We start from the raw sequence: 24023 nt of genomic DNA on the forward strand, positions 1-24023 counted from the left end.
TCCAAACGTCTTACACGGCCGCAAAATTACAATCTCTTGGGGCAATATTTGTGTTAAAGTTGAAAAGTAGGGCTTAAGATTTATTTATTTGATAGCAGAACGACCTCTCCTTCGCGATCATTACGTTGCAAAAAGTGTAAAAATTGATGTGCTTTACCGGTTGTGGTGAAGTCTCCAAGTACCAAATAGAACTGTCCTTGCCCATTGGGTTTTAGCTCTGTACTTTGTTCATATTTTCGTTCCAGTTCTCCAACGAGCCTAATAGCAGTAGGGTAATCAACGAGTACATTTTTTAATTGTACACCGTAGCTCATACCTGAACGTGGCGCGAAATTTGTTTGTATGGCGGCGATAGGTTCGCCACTCAATACCAATAATGGAGGAGCTTGGTTCTCTGATGTTGAAGAAGTGTTGCTTAGCATTGGTGCGTTATCTTCTTCTTCTGGAATCAGGGCAGGCCTGCTGAATGCAATTGTTGGCTGGGGAGCATCCATAGCCATTTTGTCATTGATCAATGGAAGGGTTGCACTGATATGATTTGTAGGCTTGTCCAGTTTTTTTAACCACCTTAACAACGGCCGAGCCTCTATACTGGCTTCACGTCGGTCAAGTAGTTTACCATTAGGTGAAAAAACAAGAATGGTGGGGATTGCTTCTACTTCAAATTGATGCTGGAGGACTTTAGAAGCAGCTTGGTTGAGGTCTGCTTTGGCTGTGAGGATATGCGTTCCAAGGTATTCTGATAATTCAGCGTCTTGGAAAGTGTTTTCCTGCATCCATTGGCAAGGAAGACACCAATCAGCGGAAAAATAGATGATGAATAGCTTGTCTTCGTCTTGAGCCTGTTGCTGTATACGCTCTAAATCTGGCGCTAGCCAATTTACAGGCATAGCATGGATGAGCTTGGGCAAAAACAAGAGGGCTAAGCCCAGCAGGGCTTGCTTGTGTGTAGGGATGTTCATGGAAGGTCGCTTTTGGGATACGAAAGTTAAGCTTTTATTTTCAAGCTTCCGGGGTTTCAGTAAGGAATTTAGGGAACGGTAGGGTAAGGCAGGGGTTAGGTACTCGCTGGTGCTCGTGGGAGTGATTCGTTCCGACACCTTGGAACGAATCCTCCCCCCGAGAGCCCGAAGGACGAACACGACCGCTCATCCCGAGGTATCGGGATGAGCACCCCTACCTCAAAAATCTATACGTCGCCTTCACCAGGAATACATTTCGGGCATTGTCACCAAATAAATTTTCTGATAGGCTTCTTGTCAAACCACGGTTGGGGTCGCCAGAGGCATTGGCGCCTTGCGACCAAACAAGAAACAACTCTGAGCCCGGTACGTATTCCCAACGCAGCACCAGGTTGGAGCGAAATTGAATAAAGTTAAAGTCGGGATTGCCGAAGGAATAATCAAAAGCACGATCATCATTATCATCTACGCTGTATTCTTCGTTTTCACTATCGTAAGTGATCGCTTCAAATAGCGTAAACCGATCCTCAAAGGTCTTACCTAGTGGAGTAGTGGTAGTCTTATTGAAATCCTGGTAGCGACCCCTGGAAATGAAAGGCTGGCCATAGTACTGTATAGTCAAATCAGGGGTGATATTATAATTCAGGCGAACGGTAAGGCTTATTGTCTGTTGGTCGACTCGGGCGTTGATGTATCTTTTATCTCCCTCAAATTCTAATTGGGTTACGTACTGCTCTTGCCGTTGGTAACGATCAAAGGAAGGACTAATGTTGACGCTCATGGCGTTGGTGGGCTGCAGTTGAATATAGCCGCCATAACTTTGGACTCTCACGATATTGTTTTGGCTTAGGCCTTGGAAGGTGTTGAGACCAAACTGCACTTTCTTACGAGAATCGGTATTTAGGTAAGCATTGATCCCAAAACCATTGGGCCGACGCAGTAAAGGGCCACCACGCAGTGCATTTTTAGAAATGTCAAGGTTTTCATAAGTAATACCACAACCAGAGGACCAAAAATTGGCCCATTGCTGATGGGAATTGGTATTTACTGCTCGGTACAGGTTCTTTCCGGAGAAATCCCAACGACTCCAATGGTTATAGTTCCACTGAAAGCGACGGAAGGTATTGTTGGGCTTGGTCCAGCGGCGTGCTCCCCAGAAGAAATAGTTGAGTTCATCGGTGTTGACGAGAAAACCGATATCATTGAGTTCCAGCTCTGGGGATCGCCAAGTCATGCCGGTTTCAAAAATCCAATCCCCTCCGTAGTTTGCAATTTTAAAGGTTCCCCCTGTTCCCATCAGGCTGTTGGCCGTAGTATCTATTTCCAAGTGCTCAGCGTCGGGGCGCTGAAAAAGGTGTTCAAAGGCTTCTTGAGTAGACTGAATGGCTTCGGTGCTGCCGTTGACGCGGCTCCAAAGCATTTTTCCAGTAAATACCCATTGGTTGTCTTTCCAGCGATGAACAAGGTCTAGCCCTCCGGAATAAGCAGATTCGTGGAGGAAAGCTAATTCCGGATCATTATTCAAATCTCGGTTAACCGCGGTTAACATTCCGCCTACCACGGTATTACCCCCTCGGAAGTCTTGCTGAACCCGCCCAACGAAAAAATTGGTGAGGGGCTCAACAACCTCTTGGGTACGTTCTCCAAGAATGTCAATGGTCGCCATTTCTCGTTGGGTAATGCTTTCAAGGATACCGATAGATAGCCCATTTTCGGTCTTTCCGCTAAATTTTGCGGCACCCAAAATGGTCGTGTTATCGGGACGATCAACAAAATAGTTTTCGTCGGGATCAGAATGAATCCTTCTATGCGGGGCTCCACCAATTCGACGTGAATAGAATAAACCATCACTATTGAAATTCCCTCCTGCCTCGGCTTCCGTAATGGAGTAATTAAAGATGTTACGGTTTTCAATGAAGAAAGGCCGTCGCTCGCTGAAGAAAATTTGAAAACCATTGAGGTTCAGTGCACCGGGGTCAGCCTCTACTTGGCCAAAATCAGGATTGACGGTAAAGTCAAGCGTCAAATCGGAAGTGACACCAATGCGGCCATCAAGGCCCGCAGTTATGCGAGCATCCGATCCCGTAGCGAAGGGGTTACCTTCTTCGGCGGTAAAAGAAGCTCTTTGCGCAGAGATATAAGGTTGAATCTCTACCTGTCGCTGTTGTTTTATGTCTTTAATGCCATGTAATTCTCCAAAGCGACTTACCCAGCCAGGTTCATTAAGGCGAATAGGTTGCCAGGTATCTCGCTCTTCTTTTCGAAAATAACGCCGGGTCGATTGAATACCCCAAACGTATTCTTCTGCTTCGCCAAAGCGTAGTTGACTAAGAGGGATTTTGATTTCAGCCGTCCAGCCTTCTTCATCTACCTGTGTTTTTGCATGCCAGATGGGGTTCCAGTTGGAGTCCCAGTTATTGCCATCATTAGAGATGAACTCGTCACCTTTTACACCAGAAGCAGAAATGGTAAATGAAAAAGCAGACCGCAAATCATGGTAACTATCAATATTGATCTCAATCCAGTCGCCGGGAAATCCATCCCGCCTCGACATGCGCCGCTCAATTTTATCAGGCTCGTCATCGTAGCAACGGTAAGCGATATAGAGGTTTTTAGCATCGTAGAGGATCTTTAGTTTAGTCTCCTGTGTTGGCGCTTCACTGTTGTAGGGCTCAAATTGTTGATAGTTACCACTCCATTCGACTTGCTCCCAGCAGGCATCACTGATATTACCATCAATTTGGGGAGCATCACTCTTTACTGCTTGTGTAAACAATATCCTTTTGGGGATGGAATCGTTTTGTTGGGCGGTAAGCCCAAAGGAAGTAGTGGACAGTAGGAGGAAGATCAGAAGGTGAAATTTCATACTAGTCGGGTGTTTTTGATTAAGGAAAACAGCGGATTTAATCGTCTGAAAATGCGCTTGGATCAGATTAAAGAACAAAAAACTGTTCCCTTTCCTATTTTTTTGCGTCTTAAAAAAAGACGAGTGGAAAAATGAAAAGTTGCAGTAACGTTTTGTCTTGAACAGCAATTAACGTTTGTAAAGAATGAGGAAGCGCGAACATAGGATTGATTTTTCTACTTACAATAAGTGTAAACATCCAACTGAAACTCGTGACTCGTATCTATTGTCAGGTAATAATTTGGCCAAAGTAGCCGTTTACGTAATATCCCATTGCTCAATACACTTCCTATGAAAAACTATCTCACACCCATTCTAATTTTGTCATTATCTAGTACGGCAGTATTATCTCAGGTTCGTTATACCGGTGAAGAGTTTCGTGATTATTACGAATGGTTCCATCAATACAGCCAAACGCCGGATTTTTATCTAGACGGTGCTCAGTTGATTTCCTTTGTTGAAGATGCCCCTGTAATGAAATCCCCACAGGCGAAAGGCCATGCCATGGGCAAACTAGCGCTAGGGCAGGTCGTAACAAATCTCGCCATTCCAGTAGAAAAAGCAGTATTTAGTGAACAACACGGTTATCGAGAACAGTGGTTCCTTGTGGAAGCTTGTAGTGCGGACAGAAATGTGTATACTGGATACATCTGGGGAGGTTATTTAGCTAAAAGTTGGCAATATTTTGACCTTGAAGGGGACGGTAGCAAAGAGCTGATTGCTTTAGGACTCAGCACAAATGAACGCCAGGCACCGGAGGATATCCGCGCGTCCCTGAAAATCATTGAACAGGGTAAAGAAGTAAAAGCGCTGGAATTAGAAGGAATTTGTTTGTTCGAGGATTGTGGCGCCAGTAGCTTGTTGAGGATATTTGATTTGAATACCAGTGATCAGACCATCGTTTTTGAGTCGAGTGTTTTTACGGCGGGTTGCCTTACGGGGATTGACAAAGCACTAGTAGCTTGGGATGGCCAACAACTTCAACTTATCCATAGAGGAGAGTATACAACGGGGCAAACTTACGCCAGTAATCCCTTGTATTTGCGTCAGGCTACACAAACACAAGTCTGTTATTACAAAGATGAGAACCAATCTTATGATCCCGTTTGGAATTGCCGGACACTGGACCAGGCCGTAGCGGTACCATAAACAACACGATTTTAAATATCTTATATCTTTATGCGGTGAAGCGTTGCTAGATTTAGTGATTCAGCATCAAAACCGTGTAATGAACTTATTTCCTTCTCGACAGCTAGCTTGGTGGAAGAAGCTGATCTTCATTGTATTGCAATTGGTTGCCTTTGTAGCTCTTGCGATAGTAATAGGACTGTTTTTGGAGCTGATTGGCGAACTGTTACTACCTGGTAGTTGGCTCGATAATGAGTTACCTTTGCTAATATGGGGCTGGACAGTTGTTTTGCTCAGTGTACTGACGGCTGCTTATGTCCTTACTTATGCTCAATCTAAGCAAGGTTGGTCAGCACTGGGGTTTACGTCAACAGGTTTTAATCTCGGCTTGCTAACTGGATTATCGGTTGGAGGTGGGATTATTTTTCTATGTTTCTTAATTCTTTTTGTGGGGGGCTGGGTAAAAATCACTAATGTGAGTTTTATCCCAATGGCTTTTGCAGGTTGGTGTCTCTTTTTCTTGATTCAACCTTTGGCAGAAGAAGTGATTATGCGCTCCTTTCTACAGAATCAGCTTCATCGTTATTTTGGTGCTTGGCCTGGATTAATCGTAAGTGCCCTGGTCTTTGGTTTACTACACGTAGGCAATAATGCCTTTACCTGGATTGCAGGCCTGGAAATCGTGCTTGGAGGGCTGCTCATGGGGCAACTCTACCTGTATACCCAAAATATATGGGCACCTTTCGCAATGCATGCTATTTGGAATTTCTTACAAAGTACGGTGTTGGGCTTTGCTGTGAGTGGAATGGATACTTATCGGGTTTTGGAACTCGAAATTGTTGGTCCTGAATGGTTGACGGGGGGAGATTTTGGTATAGAAGGATCGCTCTTGTCTGTGTTTTTCATCCTCGTTGCAATTATTTACTTTTGGCCTTCTGCCCAAAATGAGGCTCCGTGGAGTAAGTTGGAAGCGGAGCACGTATCCTTAAATTTACCAGAAGAACATATTCATGAAAGCGATTCTGTTTGATCAATTCGGCGATCCCGAAAATCTGTATATCGGCGAAACGGAAGCACCCGTTCCTGGTCCTGATGAAGTGTTGGTTGCCGTAGCAGCGACGGCTTTAAACCGGGCGGATATCCTGCAAAGAGAAGGGAAATACCCGCCACCGCCAGAAGAAAGCACCATTCTAGGCTTGGAAATGGCAGGTAGGGTCATTGATTGGGGCAAAAATGTGAGTGGTTTTCAAAAAGGAGACCGTGTATGTGGCTTATTGCCGGGCGGCGGCTATGCAGAGCAGGCTGTTTTACCTGTATCTCTGGCGTTACCCATCCCCAAAGGTTTATCTTTTACCCAAGCAGCAGCTATTCCTGAAGTATTCTTGACGGCCTTCCAGGCGCTGGATTGGTTAGCTAAATTACAAGTTGGTGAACGTGTACTGATCCATGCTGGCGGTAGCGGCGTAGGTACTGCGGCCATTCAATTGGCTCGCCTCATGGGCGCTGGTGAAATCATCATCACAGCCTCAAAAAGCAAGCATGAATTTTGCCGTAGCTTAGGGGCTCATCACACCATTGATTACAAGAATGAAGACTTTAGCCAAAGGGTAAAAGAAATCACAGATGGCAAAGGGGTAGATGTGTTGATTGATTTTGTAGGCGGGCCTAATTTTGTGCCCAATTTGGCATCCTTGGGGCTGGATAGCCGGATGGTGATGCTCGCATTTTTGGGCGGCCCAAAGACACAAGAAGCCGTAAACCTAGCGGCCATTTTGCGTAAGCGGATACACATTATGGGCTCCACCCTACGTTCGCGAACACCAGTTTATAAAGCTCAGCTGACGGCTGATTTGCATCAGAAATACTGGTCGGCCTTTACACAAGGCAACCTGCTCCCAATTGTGGATAGTGTTTATCCTTGGGAGCAGGTTGCAGCGGCTCATCGCCACATGGAGGCCAACCGAAATACGGGTAAAGTAATTTTGGAGATTTCGTAAATACTACGAGGTTCTACCAAACAAGCTCTAAGAATCCGGCGGAAATAACTTCCCCATTTGATATTGCCCTAAGCATGAAAGGTACAGCGTACCGCTTTTCTCTATAGCAATCTTTTAGGTTTTTATGGCGAGGTGCAGCGCACCGTACTATATTCAGAAGGATTATCTACCTTCAATGGTTTTATTAAAGGTTGGGAAATATAGCACGGTGCGCTGCACCTTTTTTAGGAGACAATATTATTTGCTATAGATAGGACGGTGCTCTACACCAAAATCGTTAGCCTGAAATGGAGGGCTTATTATTCGCCCCCCCCTAAGTGCCTCGTAACGTGAGTTTTGCCTTGCGAAAAGCATTTTTCGACGTGTACCACTACAAGGCAAAACTCACGTTAATTACCTTCTCCTTCCTCCAGAGTACTCCATTGCTTCTCCTTTGCCAAATCCGTAGCTAAGGCCTAGCGTGATGAACCGGCCTCTTTGGCCAAAGTTGTAAATGTAGAAATCATCCTGGAGAATCTCGCTTTCTCTGTTTCTCGAAGCAAAAACATCTCTTACGCTTAGGTTAAGAATTGTCTTGCCGTTCATTATCTTCTTCCGGATACCTAGGTCGATGAAGAAGTTGTCACTTACCGTTTGCTGCACCGTCTGGTATTGTGATCTATACTGTCCGGTCACTTCAAAATCAATAGCTGCAGGGAATTTTATTTTGGTTGTCAATTTGGAAGACCACTGATCGGCGCTAAAGTCAAAAGAATTGTCTTCAAATACACCTTCACGATTAAAGTAGTTGTAGTTGAAGTCACCATTAAACGTAAGCCATTTATTCGGGCTGTATTTACCATTTAATTCAACACCAGTGGCGCGGTTGGTGCCAATATTCAATGGTTTGAAAGTATTGACGTTGTTTTCAAAAGTAGATACTCGCTCGACGACATCTGTGGTATACCGTTGGTAAATACCAAGGTTTAAAGAGACCTTTTCGAAAATGTAAATACTATTGATCTCGTAGGAATCGGTAAACTCCGGGTTTAGGTTAGGGTTACCTGTTCTGATAGAGAAGTTGTTGCGGATATTGAAGAATGGGTTTAAATCCCAAAGGCGAGGACGGAAAATGCGCTTCGAGTATCCTGCTTGGAGAGAGAAACGTTTCGTGACTTTATAGGAGGTGTGTAAGCTAGGGAAGAGGTTGGCGTAGTTTTGTTGATTATCTTCCGATGTATTGGTGAGTAAGGTTGACAAATCTGTCATTTCCAGGCGTAAACCAGCTTTTACACCCCAACGTTCGCCTTCGTAGGCGCCTGTGCTATAGACACCTAAGACCTTCTGGTCAAATTCAAAGATATTGGTTAAGCCAGCATCTTGTATCCATTCGTTATTTACCAAATTAGAAACGGCATAGTCATTGGCAACATCGGTAATGACATATTGGCTTCCTACTTCCAGCGTTACTTTGTCTGAAAAAGGCTTGGTGTAATCAAGCTGGAAGGTATATTTCGTTTCACTAAAAGAAGTCTCTGTTTGCTGGTTGCTTGGTGCCTCACTACCAGTAATAGTGGCGTTTTCAAACTCAGAAGATTGGTCTTTCCCGAAGAAGTTGCCTAATGCGCTAAACAAGAGAGTATGGTCCTCGTTATCTTCAAAATCTTTCTTGTACTGTAGTTCATATTGCCATTTTGGGTTGGTTGCTTCTGTGTTTTCCTCTCGGTACCATTCGGAAACGAGAAGGTCATCTCCGCCTAATTGGCGAAAGTTGGTCAGTGATGGCTGCTCCTCTACTTCGTAGGCAAAGTTACCCGAAAGGGTGAGTACATTGAGTGGGTTGATATGATAGTCCGCACCCAAAATAACATTATAGAATGCTTCATTTCTATAGTCGGTACCTGTGCTCAGAATGGTGGTGCCTGTAAGTAAATCCTGGTTGATCGTATTGTTATCACGAGGCAGTTCCCGATACCCTGCACCAATCTGACTAAAAAGGTTAAATTTCTCTGTACGTCGATTTAAGCTCAACCCTACACTGTGATTATCGGGAATACCCGTATTTACGGATACCGAACCATTAACCCCTTTTTTCTCTTCTTTTTTAAGAACAATATTAAGGATACCGGAACTGCCTTCTGCATCATATTTTGCCGATGGATTTGTGATTACTTCAATCCGGTCAATCATATCTGCTGTGATTGACCCTAAGGCACCACCTTCGTCGGCCAAAACGGATGGCTTGCCGTTGATGAGTATCTGTACACCTCCACTACCCCTAAGGCTGATTTCTCCTTCGATGTTAACATTGACAGAAGGAACGTTATTCAACAATTCTAAAGCGCTGGCACCAGTGCTGCTTAAGTCTTGCCCTACATTAAATACTCTGCGGTCTAACTTGAACTCTGTTTGCGATTTTTCAGCACGAACGACGACTTCGTCAAGTGTCTGGCTGTTCTCTGACAAGAAGAGGGTGCCAACATCAACACGGTTTGATTGTACTTCGAAATCTGTTATTTTTTGAGAGACATAGCCAATGAAGCTAATTTCCAGAAAAACATTCTCTGTATCACTAGAGATGGTAAAAGTACCGTCCTCATCTGTTGTTGTACCTGTTATTACCGAGTTGTCCTGGCTGCTACCTAACATAATGGTAGCAAATTCAATAGGAGACTGGCTTTGATAGTCGAGGACAGTACCTGTGATAACGATAGGCTCATTTTGGGCAAGGAGAGAACCACCAATAAGCATCAACAGGGCAGTAAAGAGAGAAGTGTTAAGAATAGATTTCATTTCGTACTTTTTATCATTATGGATTGATACCACAAATAAACAGACGTTTGAAGACAAGGCGAAAAATATTCTTTGAACGACAATAATGAACCTGTGAACGGTAACTTTTACAAATAAGGGTACAGATTGGTAGTTGAGCAGGTAAGATGAACGCTTGGGCTACTTTTGCTGGCTGGTATGATCAAAATACTTAAATTAGGAGCATGAGAAAGATGCCTAAGCAAGAATCAGCTTCCGTAACTAAAGAAATTATCTTCCAGATCATATTGCATCTTCTGGTTTTCTCCTTTTATGCAATAGATCGTAAAAACCCTCAGATTGAGGAATCTGAGGTGGTTTTCTTTGTCAATTTAGCGGTAGTAGCCTTTATTATTAACTACGTCTTTTTGCCTCGGTTTTTTTACAAAAAAAAGTACCTGGCCTTCACATTGGCGGCGGTGGGTATCATTGCTTTTACTTTGGTGATGGAAGAATTGGTTTTGGAGCAAATTTATTTTCCAGAAACCCGAGGCACCTCTTTTCCTGGAATATTCTACACCCTGTTGAGTATTCTTCCTGTAGTTACTATTTTAGTAGGGTTTCATTTTGGCTGGGACGCATTTAGGAAGGAGCGAGAACTGGAAAAATTGCAAGGTGCTATTAAAGAAAGTGAACTCCAGTTTTTGAAGTCTCAAATTAACCCTCATTTTTTGTTTAATAATCTCAATAACCTCTATGCGCATGCCATAGAGAACTCTCCAAAAACGCCAGATATAATACTGGAACTATCTGCCGTTTTACGATACATGCTCTATGATTGTAAAGCCGAATATGTGCCTTTGGGTAAAGAGGTAGAGCATATTGAGAATTTTATGAAAATCAGTGAGCTACAGATAGAAAATCGAGGGAGTGTAAACCTGACGGTAGAAAATATCAGCGAAAGTTATCAAATAGCACCGTTGTTACTCATCGTGTTTATTGAAAATGCGTTCAAGCATAGTACTGCGAGCCAAACAGATAATATCTCCATCGCGGTAGATATCCGGGTGGAGAAGGATGGTGTTCTTAAGTTTTCTTGCGTGAATTCTTACCATCCGCATTCTAATATTAACAGCCTTTCTAGTGGTATTGGCTTGGAGAATGTAAGGAAAAGGTTAGGTTTGCTTTACCCTCAGGCACACGAATTGGTAATTAATCAAGGTGAAAGTCGTTTTGAAGTTATTCTTTCTCTAGTGCTGAAAAAAGCCAATTAATGATGAATTGTATTATCGTTGAAGATCAACCACCTGCCCAGCGTATCCTCAAAAAATACATTGAAGATATTGGCACTCTGACCCTGAAAGCGACCTTTACGGATGCACTTCAAACGATGGAGTTTCTAAAGACACAAGAAGTAGATTTAATGTTTTTGGATATTCATTTGCCCAAGATATCAGGGATCGACTTTTTGAAAACCATACCCAATGCCCCTCCTGTTATCTTGACCACGGCTTTCCCTGATTACGCTTTGGAAAGTTATGAGTTTAGTGTAGTTGATTATTTATTAAAGCCTTTTTCATTTCAACGCTTCGTCAAAGCGGTGGCAAAGGTGCCCGTAAAAAATAATAAGCCAAGCAGCTCACAGCCTATTGAAGCCAAGCAAGAGCATAGAAAAGAGCTATTTATCAAATCTGGTTACGAACTAGTAAAGGTTCTTGTTGATGATATCCTCTACATAAAATCAGAGGGGGATTACACCGAAATTTACCTGCCAGAAAAGAAGCACTTATCTTCAGAATCATTGAGATACTGGGAAGAAAGCCTGGATCAAGGACAGTTTTTTAGAGTTCATAAGTCTTATATGATTAATGCAACTAAAATTGAGAAAATATCGGGTAGCCAGGTTTACCTGAAAGGAAAAAAAGTTGTACCAATTGGCAGAACATATAAGGATGATTTTTTGGCGAAAATAAATTAGTGCCCTCTTTTACTCAAAGAAGGCGGGTGCATATTTCACCATCCCGTTGACACCCGTCAAAGCGCCCTTGTGTAATTCCACAACCATACAGTTCTCTGCGGGCGCCTGAAAGGGGAGTTCAATTCCATAATCACGACAAAGCTTGTATCCAAATCGAGGATAGTAATCCGCGTGCCCCAAAAGCACAATGGAGCCGTACCCCAATTGCCGAGCCTGCTGGTGAGCTGCTTTGATGAGCGACCCACCAAAGCCCCGATTTTGATAATCAGGATGCACCGATACGGGTGCTAAAGCTAAAGAAGGGGTACTCCCGTCGTTAGAAACGATGTCAATCTTGGTCAAAAGGATATGCCCGACCACCTTTTTTTCTAAGGTCGCTACCAAGGCAAGTTCAGGAATATAGGCTGGTGACTTACGTAGCCGTTCTACTAGCAAATCCTCGGTTTGGTCGCTGTGTTCATTATTGGCAAAAGCCCGTTGAAGAATCGTTTTTACAGCCAAAGAATCAGCAGGCTTTTCTGGTCGGATATCTATCATTGGTAGTTGCAGTTGAGGAGTTTAATACTAAACGCACAATCCCTAAATCATCGGTTGGTTTTATATTGTAATTGCCTTCAAGTTGGTAAAGCTTTTTGGCAAACATCCTTTCATTATCTAGCTCACATTGGTCTTTCAATAAGAAGTCCAAGATAAAGTTTTCGGAAATGGCCTCTTGCTCATCTACCTGAAAAGGGGAGAAGGTAAAGATACCATCTGTAGACAGGCTAAGGTCTTTAACCGTTTCAAAATACAATTTTTGATCTTGCTTTGTGTACCAAGAAGTGAAATTTTCACGTAGGTGATATCCTAGATAATCGGGGGCATTCTCTTGGTCAAAAATACTGGCTTGGCCATCACAGAATACCAATCCGTCGCCGATAACCTGAACGAAAGCCGTTTGCGCCTGAAGGTCAACGACGCCAAGCACAAGAGTCGTCAGGAGCTCATATTTGTCTAGATTCAAATCAGAGGAATAGCTTTTTAGCGTAAGGAACAGCTTTTTGAAAACCGTTTGTAGTATCTCTTCCAGAGATGGACTGACTGACCTGAGGTAGTTTTTATGAAATTCCTCATAGGCGACTTTCCTCAATATTTTACCGACTAGCGCTGAGGCAAAATAGCTTTCTTTGCCCATGGTACAGCCGTCCATCACGGCCATTAGTATCCTGTTTGTGTCTAAGTCAGCAAAAATGGTGTAGTCTTCACAGTGGTTTTCATGGAAGGTCCCCATTTGGGTGTATTGGTGTATGATCATCAAGACAACCAAAGTAGAACGAGTATTGAAAAGTTCCTTGCTTGTACCTTTCTTTAAAGCAATTTTCAGAGAATTGTCAAAACATTTACACTGTTTGTAAGAATCAACAACTTTGACAAACCGTAGTATAAGAATGATGTTTCATGGCGAAAAAATAGAAACAAATGGAACAAACGACTTTGGTTGAAAATCGCTTAATACCTTTGAGGAAAGCACTCACGGAACACCGTCTTTATGAGCATTTACAGGAGGTAGCGGATATTCGTACTTTTATGGAAAGTCATGTATATGCCGTTTGGGATTTTATGTCCTTGCTCAAGGCATTGCAGCAACTTTTAACGACGACAACTACCCCTTGGGTACCAAGTGCAGATCCACAATTAGCGAGATTTATCAATGAGATTGTCTTAGAAGAAGAGAGCGATCTTAATGAAGAAGGCCTACCTCAGAGCCATTTCGAGATGTATTTGAGTGCCATGGAACAAATTGGTGCGAGCACCAATACTATTAGTAAATTTATTGCACAGATCAAGGCAGGTAATAATATTAAATCAGCTGCACAATCAATTGGCCTAGATTCTGCAATTCAAGCATTTGTAGAATTTACCTTTGCCACTATTGGTAGCGGTGAAGCACACAAAATTGCGTCAGCTTTTACTTTTGGTAGAGAAGATGTTATTCCGGATATGTTTTTAGGCATTATTCGAGATGAAGAACAAAAGGCTGGCCGCGAGCAATACACTAAGCTAACGTATTATCTCAAGCGCCATATTGAGCTTGATGGTGATGAACATGGTCCTTTAGCACTGCGGATGATCTCGCAACTCTGCGGCGATGATCAACAAAAATGGGAAGAAGTAATGCAAACTGCTGAAGCAGCACTAGCTCATCGTATTAGTTTGTGGGATTATATCGCGGATATGATCAGTGAGGAATCACTGGCCGCGGTATAGGTAGCATGGGTAGAAACCAAAAGACTGGTTAACTGGTCTTTTGGTTTTCTTACCGACGAAAGTATCAGCACAAAACCTCACTCGGTGTCCAGCTTCGAGTATCCTAAAATTGTTCCCGCTTCTCCGACAGATACTTCCAGTAGCGCCGAGGTACATGCTGCAAATGGAGCTTAGGGTTTTTCCGCTCCTTGATGTTTACACTATCAAAGTAACTCTTCCACAACACTTGGTATTCTACCTCTTGTTCTGCCATCATATTGGCGGGTAATTGACGGTATTGTAAGGCATGATCATCAGCAAAACTTACAAATTCTGTTTGCTGCTGATCATAATAAATCCCGTAGCGTCGACGCCCATCATAGATGAGCCAATGCTGTGCTGGATAGCGCTTTTCAAAATGATCGGGAAGAAGCGGAAGTACGTTGAAATCTGGCTCAATGATCGCGTAATAAATATCGTCCTGCGTTCGCTGAAAGCGCACAAAAGCGTGCATCCGGTGTACTTCTCTACCAATTTTCTTTTTGATCTGATGGAGCTTCAAAACAGTATCGTCCCCAAAATTATCGCTGATGTTAATAGGGCTGGCCATCAGCTTACGCACAAAATCGTGTATCAACTTACCTACCTCTGGAAATTCTGATAAAAAACAATGCTCCAGTAGCCGCAGGCTTTTTTTACCTCCCTTCTTTTTGATGCCTACTTTCACGCGTTCGGCCCATTCTTCTTTGGTCGCTACCAAAAGTGGCGTCTCAAACAAGCTACCTTGCCACTCTTCGGCAGGAACAATGGCAGTAGCCGTTGTTTCCAAGCGATAAGTCTCGAAAATTACACTGAGTAAGCCTTCAAAAGTGCCGTCGTAAGTAAAGGTCATTTAGTTAGTTCCAAAAAGACTCAATTGATTACTGATGGTTTTGGCGCGTTTGGGTTGGGTAATCTCTTTTCGGATCGCCTCAGGATACAAGCCCAGGTGGCTGAAGTTTTTATCAGCACATTTTAGGAAATACCTCGCACGCTTCAGTACGATCCCCATTTTTTTGAGGTGCTCATAGCGGAGCTGCCCATGTCGTCGAGCCGCCACAATTTTGCGTGCTGATTTTACACCCACGCCAGGTATTCTTAAGATCACCTCGTAAGGCGCCTGATTGACATCGATAGGGAAAAGCTGTGGATGCCGCAGGGCGTAGGCCATTTTAGGGTCTACCTCCAAATCAAGGTCCGGGTATTGCTGGTCCACAATTTCATCTACCTTGAAACCGTAAAATCGCAGCAGCCAGTCGGCCTGATATAGTCGGTTTTCTCTGATCAGTGGCGGTTGGCGCAAAGCAGGTAGGCGTTGGTCTTCACTGATTGGGATGTAGCCCGAATAGTAGACCCTGCGCAAACTTTGCTCGGCATAGAGGCTGTCTGCCAAGTTCAAAATATGCAAGTCATTTTCAGGAGTAGCACCAATCACTAGCTGCGTACTTTGCCCTGCTGGCGCGAAACTCGGGGTTGATCTTATTCTCTTCTTTTCCTCCCTATGGCCCACAATCGCGCCCTTGAGATAATTCATCGGCTGGTACACATCGGCATAATTTTTCTCGGGAGCCACTTTTTTTAGACTCATTTCCGAAGGGATTTCCAGGTTTACACTGAGCCGATCGGCATACAAGCCCGCTTCGTGAATGAGTTCATCACTAGCACCCGGAATAGCCTTCAGGTGGATGTAGCCATTGAATTTGTGTTCCGTACGTAAAACCTTGGCAATACGCACAAGCCGTTCCATGGTGTAGTCCGAATTTTTGAAAATACCAGAGCTTAGGAATAGCCCTTCAATATAGTTGCGCCGATAAAAATTGATGGTAAGATCAACAACTTCCTGTACCGTAAATGCCGCCCGTTTTACATCGTTACTTTTGCGGCTCACACAGTACGCACAATCGAAAATACAGTGATTGGTGAGCAATACCTTCAGCAAAGAAACACAACGGCCATCTTCGGTATAACTATGGCAGATACCCATCCCCGTGGCATTACCCAGCCCGTCTTTGGTGTTTTTTCGCTTGCTACCACTCGAAGAGCAAGACACATCATATTTGGCCGCATCCGCCAGTATTTCCAGCTTTTCCTTTACACGTTCATTCATTTACTGCCGCATTTTTGCACATAACTAACAGTAAATTTAATATGATAAATTTATTAAAACAATTTATTTGATATTATTTGTGTTTTTTTGTTGCGCGTTTATCGTTTATCCGTCAAATAAGGAGGTTTTTTGGGCCATGCCTTCTCCCGACTGCATCAGTCGGGAGAAGGCACCAGGCTGTCTGGTCGCTGTCGCTTCCGGCCATCCCTCGTCCTTGTTCCGATGGAAGATCGGAAGGCACCGAGCTCTGGCCTAAAGGCCTTCGCTATTTGTCCCTGCAAGGGCGTCAATCATCCCGTTGAAGATAAACCCATGAAAGGGTAAAACTGTATACCAGTACAATCTACCCCAAATGCCTTTAGGACGGAAAGTAGCGGTCTGCACCAGCTTGCCCTCTTTGAGGTTAAACTCCAGCCAGGCTTCTCCTGGTAGCAACATCTCTGCAAAAAGCATCAGCCGTCCTTCTTCTTTATCGGCATAGAGCACCCGCCAAAAGTCGAGTGCATCTCCTACCGATAGCTGGTCATGGTGGGTACGGCCTCTTCGCAATCCTACACCTCCGGCGAGCTTATCCAGGTAGCCACGAATTTTCCACAGCCAGTCGCCATAATACCAGCCGGTTTGCCCCCCAATTTGCCAGATTCGGTCCAAGGCTTTTTGCGGCTCTTTTACGGCACGAGTGCGCTTGTCCACAAAGCACCCGTAGGTAGGGACATTAATGTAATCGGAAAAATTATTGTCCAACAAACCACTAGAGAGGGCATCAGTCCAGCTGGAGATAATTTCGTTTTTCTGAATTTTCTGGAAGGTACGTTCCAGTGCTACTTGGTAGGGTAGGGGCTCAATGCCGAGCAATTCTGATAGCCTATTGTCTTTTGCTACCACTTCTATCTTCATGCTGTTTACGAGGGCCACGGCCAGGGGATAGGAGGTAGAAGTAATAAAATAGAGCCAATAAGAAGACAGTCGTGGTGTCATTACGGGCACTGTGAAAATATACCGTTTGAACCCTCTTACCTTGGCATAGCCCAGTAGCATCTCTTTATAGTTAAGTACGTCTGGCCCGCCAATGTCAAAACTCTGACCATAGGTGCGTTCATCAAGCAGGCTTTTCCATAAAAAGTCAATCACATCACGGATACCAATAGGTTGGCAGCGGGTTTTGAGCCACTTAGGGGCGATCATCACGGGCAGCTTTTCTGCCAAATCTCTCATGATCTCAAACGAAGCACTACCTGATCCGATAATGATGCCGGCTCGTAAGGTCGTCAGCTCATAATTCCCTTTGCTCAATTCATCTTCTACCGCTTTACGCGATGCTAAATGTTTCGATAGGCTGTCGTCATTGACGATCCCGCTGAGGTAGATGACTTGTTGCAGGTTGGTTGTAGCTACCGCCTCCCGAAAGTTGGTCGCACATTGCAACTCTAAACTAGAAAAATCATCATTTCCAGACATGGAGTGGATCAAGTAATAGGCTCCGTCAATGTCTGTTGGGATTTTAGTAAGCGTTTCTGCTTTTAGAAAGTCTACTTCAATGACACTCACTTGGTCGGCAATGTTCTGTGGAACATCAAAACGCTTGGCGTCTCGTACGCAACAAACAAGGTGGTGGCCATCCTTTGCAAGTACGGGAAGAAGTCGCTGGCCAATGTAGCCTGTTACGCCAGTAAGTAAGATGCGCATAGAAGCTGAAAGTATTGATATGCTGTTATAATCTCAAAACAGCTCACTTTGTTTTGAATTTCTTTATTCTTTAAACCCATCAGGCCGCTTCCAACGTACTGGCGCAGCGGGCTCTTCAGGCAGTTCAAAAGTCTCCTGTTCCAGCATCTTCAATGCCTCTGTGACAGCGCGCTCCAATTGAGGATCACGCCCTGCCAGCACTGCCTTAGGGTCTTGGATCACTTCGATATTTGGCGCAACACCCTCGCCCTCCACTGCCCACTCACCGTTGGTGTCAAAGAAGCCACCACGGGGAGCAACCATGCGGCCACCGTCCACAAAACGCGGCGTATCCCAGGTGCCTACCAAGCCACCCCAGGTGCGGGTACCGATCAGCGGACCTATACCTTTGGCCTTAAACATATAGGGTAGGAGGTCGCCACCCGATCCGGCACGTTCGTTGATCAGCATCACTTTTGGCCCCCAAATGCCGGCCATCGGCGTGGTCCAGGGGCGACGGTCATTGGCCTTGCTGTTGAAGTAACCAAAGAGCGTACGCGACATCACATCAATCATGTAATCGGCTGCCGATCCACCACCGTTGTTGCGCTCGTCGATGATGACGCCTTTCTTGTCTTGTTGGGCAAAATAATAGCGATTGAAGGAGGTGAATCCACCATTGCCAGTATTGGGCACGTACACGTAGGCGAGCTTGCCGCCCGAGAGTTCGTCTACCTTACGGCGATTGCCCTCTATCCAGTCCCAATAGCGGAGACGGCGTTCACTGGAAACGGGTTTTACCAGCAGGTCACGACTATCGTCACCAGTGGCGGTATTAGCCACGGTGATAGTGATCGCCCGGTTGCTGGTTTGCTCAAACAGTTGGTAAATATTGGTGTTTGCGTCTAAACTGACCCCATTAACAGCCAAGAGATAATCACCCGGTTTAACATTTAATCCCGGCAGATGAAGGGGGGCTTTCACATCAGGGTTCCATTGCTCACCAGTGTAGATTTTGGCAATTTGGTAATGCCCGTTTTGTACCTTGTAATCACAACCCAACAGCCCCACGGGCACCCGGTCTGTATCCGGGAAATCGCCGCCGCTAACATACGAATGTCCAATCGCTACCTCACCACTCATGATATCTACCACATAGTTCAGGTCCGTACGGTGGCGAACGTGGTCAATCCAAGGCGCATACCACTCGTAGACCTTGTCCCAAGGGGCACCATGCACATTGTCTACGTACAGAAAGTCGCGCATATAGCGCCAGCCTTCCCTGAAAATCTGGTGGTATTCCGCCTGTGGGTCTACGGCGATTTTTAAGTCCGCATTCACTTTCCCGTCGCCTGGTTTAGGTTTGCTTTTGGTGGATACAATGTGCCAATTGCTGGTTTGGTAAAGGAGGTGTGAGCCATCACTACTGGTAATGAAATTTCTAACACCGGTCAGGAATTCTTCTTTCTCATGCCCTTCCAACTTGTACTTGTGTACGGTAGCTCCTTGTGCCCCTGGAACACTTTCAAAGAGGAATACCTCATTGGCAGTGCCAGCTTCCAGGCTCATGTAATTGCCAGTAGGCACACTCAGTGCAACGGTTCTACCGAATAATCCATCGCGATCAATGCTTACTGTAATTTCCTTATCGGCATCTTTCTCTTTTTGGTCTTCGCTCTCCTTGTCAACAGGTTCTTCGTCGCTTTTTTCCAAGGTTGGTCCTTCTGTCGTTGAGGAAAGCACGAGGCAGTACAAGCTACGATTGACGGCGGGATCATAAGAACTCATATCCAACCAGCCGGAATTCAGGCCATAATCGGTACTGGCTAAAAAGTAAAGGTACTTCCCCCCTTTGTCCCAGACGGGCGTAACCACATCAGCCATGCCATCAGAAAGCTGAATGCGTTCGCCTGTTTCTACCTGGAAAGCGAAGGCAGCTTTGAAATGACTTTCCAGCTGTTTGGCGTAAGCCAACCACTTGCTATCTGGCGACCACACAGGGTTCATCGCTCTGTTGGGGTGCGCGTAGCGGTCAGTGTCCACTGCTTTTACATCGCTAGTTGTGAGATCCAGGCACCATATATTATAGTCGGTATCGGTATAGGCAATATACCGCCCATCTGGCGACCAAACCGGCTTAAAATAGAAGGTAGGATTGGGTAGGGGATAGGTCTTGAGGAGTTTACCCTGCTGATCTGCCAGCTGTAGTTGGTATTCTCCGCTTACATCCGAAAACCAGGCCACTTGATCGCCTTTGGGCGACCATACCGGGTTGCGGTCGGCAGCCCCGGAGTTGTTGGTGAGGTTGCGCCAGCTACCATTTTCTTTAGGAACGGTAAAGATTTCTCCCCGGTGTTCCAGGATTACGCGCTGGCCGCTTGGCGAGAGTTGGGGGTTGTCCCAATCACGGGCAGAAACGTCCTCCCAGCGAGGGCGGGCAAAGGTTTGGTCCCCTTTCACCTCTATGGCGATCTGGGTACTTTCTTTGGTTGTTGGATTTAGCAGATGGAGGTAGCCCCCTTGTTCATACACCAGGGCATCTGACCCGGCATCAAGGCTTTTTACATCGTACTTTTTATGGAAGGTAATTTGCGCTTCGGTGCCATTGGCAGGATCGTACATCCAGATATTACTGGCCAGGTCTCTTTCCGAGAGGTAGTAGATTTTGCCATCTTTCCAAACGGGGTCAAGGTGCCGTTCTTGGGTCGGTTGTGGGGTGCGAGTAAGTTCTTTGGTCTTGAGGTCTACAATCCAGATGGGCATGGCCTGCCCGCCGCGGTAATTGCGCCATTCAGGATCCCAGGAAGTGATGGGGGTGTAGGCAAGATACTGTCCATTGGCGGAAATTTCGCCGTAAGCGGCACGGGGTATTTCCAGTGCTACAGGTAGTCCGCCTTTGGGCGAAACGGTATACAGTTTATTGGTTTGGGTCGGTTTACCTTCCCTGCCAGAGCGAAAAAGCACCTGCCCATCGGGTGTCCATCCGGTGACAAAATCACCGCCGGGGTGCCAGGTAAGCCTTTGCGGATCACCACCTTCAGCAGGAATGACATAGACATCGGTATTGCCGTCATACGCTGCGGTAAAGGCAATCCACTGCTCGTCGGGAGAGAAGTGTGGTAAGGACTCATACCCTTCGTGAGTAGTGAGCCGGATGGCTGTTCCTCCTGCACGGTCTGCTTTCCAGAGGTCATTGGCGTAGACGAAAACCACGTGGTCTTGGCTTAGTGTCGGCTGTCGAAGGAGTTGGGTACCTTGGCCAGCTAAGGAGCAAAAGGTGAGGGCGAATAAGAGACTGTACAGCAGTTTCATGGATGGTAGGTTTTATTAGGAACAGCACGAAAATAAAAGCGATTTGGCTAACGCCGCTACTTCGTGGTCGCTTCGCGTCTACTGCGTGGTTGCTTTTCATAATAGTTGAAAACGGTTCATTTCAAACATTTTAATGATTTGAAAAGCTTGAAAAAAATCGTGTTTTATTTTCTGCGCAATATATGGTAAGCAAAATAAGGCAAAATATCTACTTTTAATGGGTTTATGGGCCATGCGATCTCCCGTCCCGACTAGAAAAGTCGGGACGGGATCGGCATCAGGCTATCCACAGCCCTTTGTCCTCCTCGTCCCTGCGGTGGGCTACGGCCTGCTGGTCTGCGCACTACTTTTTCAATAACAGTTGGAAGGAATCTTGCAGGTATCTTTCAACTTGATTGGATTCACAAAAAACGCGCACCGCTCCTGTTGGTCCCCGAAACTAACAGGAAAATATCCCGCTGGTTCCCCGACCAACAATTAGGCAAATAATTGTTTTTTTGCTGTATATTCCTTGAAAACAAAACATGCCAACATTCACAACCACAGAAGATTGCCCCGAATACTACTTCGAAGAACGCTGCTACATCCGAGAGCTGCTCAATAGTGAGCAAACGCCCGGCTTGTCGATTGCACAGGCCAGGGTATTGCCGGGCGTTACGACAGTATTGCACGCCTTGAAGGGCACCGAAGTTTACTACATCCTATCAGGGGAAGGAGTCGCCGAAGTAGGGGAGGAGCGCAGCACCGTCACCGCCGGGATGTTGGTGCATATTTTACCAGGAAAAGCGCAGTGTATCTATAACTCAGGAAAGGAAGATTTGGTGTTTTTGGCAATTTGTAGTCCCCGGTTTCTACCAGAGGATTATCAGTCACTGGGAGACTAGATTTAGCTACCCCTCAATCCGAAGCTGATACTTTCCCAAAAGGCCAGCCAAGGAATGGGCTGAAAACCGGGCTTGCTTGAGGTTGTTTTCTTCCGGATCAATCATGAAATTGTCGGCTGTTCGGAAATCTGCCCCTACCAAATTGGTGCGCGAAAAGACCGTTCCTTCCAGGTTCGTGCCAATAAATTCGGCTTTCTCCAAATCAGTTTGCGTAAAGTCGGTGCCTAATAGCTGGCAGTTTTCAAAGCGGGTACCTTTCATGGGCAGTGCCTCAAAAGAAGCCCAATTGAGTTGGCAACTCACAAATTCCACCTTAAAGCGGAAGGTCCGGCAACTCGAAAAGTGGATCCCTAATAATTTACAATCGCGAAAGGTAACCTCCTGAAAAGCGGTGTCGACCATTTCTGCATTGCTCAGATCGCAGTCCTGGAATTCACAATCAGCAAAGCGAAATTCACGAAGATTACCACCACTGAATATACAGTTGATGAAGGTGCAGTCTTCATAATCACCTGCGGGCAAACTCTTAGTAGAGAAATCAATAGCCTTGTAGGTGGCATCCACAAAATAATTGTCAGGCATGATGATGTGCTGGCTTGAGAATAGAAAATAAACGTTATTCTTGTAAGATAAGTAAATCCTTTTTTATCTTTGTTGGGCAACTACTACAAAAGCGTACAGCCTGATTCTACAGGCCATTCTATTTGCGCTACTCCAACTTTATTTTATTTGGTTTTGAAACCAGTAACGTCTCTTGCGATAGGCGGACTAAGCAATAGCCCCGACAGCTTATTTTAGGGACAGCTAAGAAATATTTTTTTCATCATCTATTTAAACAACCTATACTATGACCCGTTTACGTTTATTTGTATTGACTATTTTTTGTTGCGGCTTAGCTTTCAGTAGCCTGCAAGCCCAAGATTATCAGAAAGCCATTGGCTTACGTTTAGGCTATCCTGCTTCGATCTCTTACAAGATGTTTCTTGGCAACTCCAATAACGCATTGGAAGCATTTGTTAACTATAGGTCTCAGAAAGTATTTTCTTATGGCTGGACCCGAATTGGGGTAGGTGGTGCATATCAGGTGCATAACCCTATCAGTTCTGTTGATGGTTTGCAGTGGTACTATGGTGGCGGTGCTGCTATTTATTTCTGGAGTTATGATAACGACTTCTCTGGTTTTGAAGACGAGGCAAACTTATCGCTGGGAATTCAAGGCTATCTTGGTTTAGATTATAAGTTTGCCGGTGCTCCGGTAAACCTAAGTTTAGATTGGGTGCCGACCTTCTACATCAGTGGATATGGGGATGGCTTTGGTGCCGATAATGGGGCATTGAGTATTCGTTATACTTTTGAAGAATAGTCGCTTGATACCAAAAAAAATCCCGGGTGCTCTTGATTGAGCATCCGGGATTCTTTTTTAGAGCAAATCAAATAGGTGCCCCATATCTTCCTGCTTTGTCTTTAGGTAGCCTGCATTTTCGTCTTGAGGAGAAATAACAATGGGTTGCCGGGAAATGACTTCAATTATGGACTGATCTATGGCCTCTATTTTTTCTGGATTGTTGGTTAGTAAGTGGACTTGGCTCACACCCAAATCTTGTAGCATAGAAATTCCGATATCGTACTGTCGGGCGTCTACTTCAAGCCCCAGGTGTAAGTTGGCGTCAATGGTATTGAGTCCTTGGTCCTGTAATTGATAGGCTTTAAGTTTGTTGATGATACCAATACCCCTGCCTTCTTGCCGTAGATAAAGCAGGATACCGTTCTCTTTGGCAATACGATCTAATGCATAGTGGAGCTGTTCTCCACAGTCACAACGTTTCGAGCCAAATAAATCACCAGTGATGCATTCAGAATGTAGACGAATGAGGGTCGGTTTTCCCTCTTGATAGTCTTCATGAACGAGGGCTATATGGGGCATCCATTCCTCTTCTGTTTCCGCATAGGCCAGCATTCGAAAATTACCCCAAGGTGTGGGGATGAGTGCTTCTGCCTGCCGCTTGAGGTGCTGTCCTGACATACTTGGATGCGTGATTACTTCCGCTTTACATTCCATGCGTATTGCGCAAAAAATAAGTTGAGCCTTC

Annotated in this window: 19 protein-coding genes; 8 read left to right on the forward strand and 11 right to left on the reverse strand. The window is 45.1% G+C overall.

Annotation, left to right across the window (positions count from 1 at the left end):
- Nucleotides 1–80 precede the first annotated feature (80 nt).
- Together A3EU_RS31600 and A3EU_RS0123535 are read right to left on the reverse strand one after the other, a co-directional pair.
- Entirely contained in the window at nucleotides 81–962 is an 882-nt protein-coding gene (locus tag A3EU_RS31600) for a thioredoxin family protein (protein WP_020538652.1), read from the reverse strand.
- A gap of 214 nt (nucleotides 963–1176) precedes the next feature.
- Entirely contained in the window at nucleotides 1177–3828 is a 2652-nt protein-coding gene (locus A3EU_RS0123535) for a DUF5916 domain-containing protein (RefSeq protein ID WP_020538653.1), read from the reverse strand.
- Nucleotides 3829–4158: 330 nt separating this feature from the next.
- Between A3EU_RS0123535 and A3EU_RS0123540 the strand changes: the two genes are divergently transcribed.
- The 3 genes from A3EU_RS0123540 (at nucleotide 4159) to A3EU_RS0123550 (ending at nucleotide 6992) form a co-directional block, all read left to right on the forward strand.
- Nucleotides 4159–5016, forward strand: a complete 858-nt coding sequence (locus A3EU_RS0123540) for a hypothetical protein (RefSeq protein ID WP_020538654.1) — start codon at nucleotides 4159–4161, stop codon at nucleotides 5014–5016.
- A 79-nt stretch (nucleotides 5017–5095) separates the two neighbouring features.
- Nucleotides 5096–6025: a CPBP family intramembrane glutamic endopeptidase gene (locus A3EU_RS33235; protein WP_020538655.1), complete on the forward strand. Its 930-nt coding sequence runs from the start codon at nucleotides 5096–5098 to the stop codon at nucleotides 6023–6025.
- Nucleotides 6006–6992 (forward strand): NAD(P)H-quinone oxidoreductase, encoded by a 987-nt coding sequence (locus A3EU_RS0123550; RefSeq protein ID WP_020538656.1) that lies wholly within the window; start codon nucleotides 6006–6008, stop codon nucleotides 6990–6992. Before A3EU_RS33235 ends, A3EU_RS0123550 begins: the two co-directional genes overlap by 20 nt.
- 393 nt (nucleotides 6993–7385) lie before the next feature.
- Here A3EU_RS0123550 and A3EU_RS0123555 read toward each other — a convergent pair whose 3' ends face one another.
- Nucleotides 7386–9764, reverse strand: a complete 2379-nt coding sequence (locus A3EU_RS0123555) for a TonB-dependent receptor (RefSeq protein WP_020538657.1) — start codon at nucleotides 9762–9764, stop codon at nucleotides 7386–7388.
- Nucleotides 9765–9967: 203 nt separating this feature from the next.
- Here A3EU_RS0123555 and A3EU_RS0123560 point away from each other — a divergent pair, with 203 nt between their 5' ends.
- Nucleotides 9968–10996: a sensor histidine kinase gene (locus A3EU_RS0123560; RefSeq protein WP_156825881.1), complete on the forward strand. Its 1029-nt coding sequence runs from the start codon at nucleotides 9968–9970 to the stop codon at nucleotides 10994–10996.
- Nucleotides 10996–11700: a LytR/AlgR family response regulator transcription factor gene (locus A3EU_RS0123565; RefSeq protein WP_020538659.1), complete on the forward strand. Its 705-nt coding sequence runs from the start codon at nucleotides 10996–10998 to the stop codon at nucleotides 11698–11700. Before A3EU_RS0123560 ends, A3EU_RS0123565 begins: the two co-directional genes overlap by 1 nt.
- Before the next feature lie 9 nt (nucleotides 11701–11709).
- Here A3EU_RS0123565 and A3EU_RS0123570 read toward each other — a convergent pair whose 3' ends face one another.
- A complete protein-coding gene (locus A3EU_RS0123570; RefSeq protein WP_020538660.1) occupies nucleotides 11710–12237 on the reverse strand; it encodes a GNAT family N-acetyltransferase in 528 nt (175 codons plus the stop codon).
- The gene (locus tag A3EU_RS31610; RefSeq protein ID WP_044086499.1) at nucleotides 12206–12994 is read right to left on the reverse strand and encodes a protein phosphatase 2C domain-containing protein; all 789 of its coding nucleotides are present in this window, start codon (nucleotides 12992–12994) and stop codon (nucleotides 12206–12208) included. The genes A3EU_RS0123570 and A3EU_RS31610 overlap by 32 nt, the downstream gene beginning before the upstream one ends.
- 164 nt (nucleotides 12995–13158) lie before the next feature.
- On the opposite strand from A3EU_RS31610, the gene A3EU_RS0123580 reads away from it, so the two are divergent.
- Nucleotides 13159–13947 (forward strand): DUF3050 domain-containing protein, encoded by a 789-nt coding sequence (locus tag A3EU_RS0123580; RefSeq protein WP_020538663.1) that lies wholly within the window; start codon nucleotides 13159–13161, stop codon nucleotides 13945–13947.
- A gap of 103 nt (nucleotides 13948–14050) precedes the next feature.
- On the opposite strand, the gene A3EU_RS0123585 is transcribed toward A3EU_RS0123580, so the two are convergent.
- The 4 genes from A3EU_RS0123585 to A3EU_RS0123600 all read right to left on the reverse strand — a co-directional run bounded on the left by A3EU_RS0123585 (nucleotide 14051) and on the right by A3EU_RS0123600 (nucleotide 21049).
- A complete protein-coding gene (locus tag A3EU_RS0123585; protein WP_020538664.1) occupies nucleotides 14051–14818 on the reverse strand; it encodes a TIGR03915 family putative DNA repair protein in 768 nt (255 codons plus the stop codon).
- The gene (locus A3EU_RS0123590) at nucleotides 14819–16072 is read right to left on the reverse strand and encodes a putative DNA modification/repair radical SAM protein (protein WP_020538665.1); all 1254 of its coding nucleotides are present in this window, start codon (nucleotides 16070–16072) and stop codon (nucleotides 14819–14821) included.
- 252 nt (nucleotides 16073–16324) lie between these two features.
- A complete protein-coding gene (locus A3EU_RS0123595; protein WP_020538666.1) occupies nucleotides 16325–17758 on the reverse strand; it encodes an SDR family oxidoreductase in 1434 nt (477 codons plus the stop codon).
- 63 nt (nucleotides 17759–17821) lie between these two features.
- On the reverse strand, nucleotides 17822–21049 hold the full coding sequence (locus A3EU_RS0123600; RefSeq protein ID WP_020538667.1) for a S41 family peptidase: 3228 nt from the start codon (nucleotides 21047–21049) through the stop codon (nucleotides 17822–17824).
- 524 nt (nucleotides 21050–21573) lie between these two features.
- Here A3EU_RS0123600 and A3EU_RS0123605 point away from each other — a divergent pair.
- Nucleotides 21574–21933 (forward strand): cupin domain-containing protein, encoded by a 360-nt coding sequence (locus A3EU_RS0123605; protein ID WP_020538668.1) that lies wholly within the window; start codon nucleotides 21574–21576, stop codon nucleotides 21931–21933.
- A gap of 6 nt (nucleotides 21934–21939) precedes the next feature.
- On the opposite strand, the gene A3EU_RS0123610 is transcribed toward A3EU_RS0123605, so the two are convergent.
- Nucleotides 21940–22515, reverse strand: coding sequence for a pentapeptide repeat-containing protein (locus A3EU_RS0123610; protein ID WP_020538669.1), 576 nt, complete (start codon nucleotides 22513–22515; stop codon nucleotides 21940–21942).
- Between the two features lie 265 nt (nucleotides 22516–22780).
- Between A3EU_RS0123610 and A3EU_RS0123615 the strand changes: the two genes are divergently transcribed.
- Nucleotides 22781–23296: a hypothetical protein gene (locus A3EU_RS0123615; RefSeq protein WP_020538670.1), complete on the forward strand. Its 516-nt coding sequence runs from the start codon at nucleotides 22781–22783 to the stop codon at nucleotides 23294–23296.
- Between the two features lie 57 nt (nucleotides 23297–23353).
- Here the strand turns inward: A3EU_RS0123615 and ribA are convergent, their stop codons facing one another.
- Entirely contained in the window at nucleotides 23354–23992 is a 639-nt protein-coding gene (ribA, locus tag A3EU_RS31615) for a GTP cyclohydrolase II (RefSeq protein ID WP_020538671.1), read from the reverse strand.
- Nucleotides 23993–24023: the final 31 nt, after the last annotated feature.

Origin of the sequence: Lewinella cohaerens DSM 23179 (assembly GCF_000379805.1) — a bacterium.
In the GTDB taxonomy this organism is placed as follows: Bacteria; Bacteroidota; Bacteroidia; order Chitinophagales; family Saprospiraceae; genus Lewinella; species Lewinella cohaerens.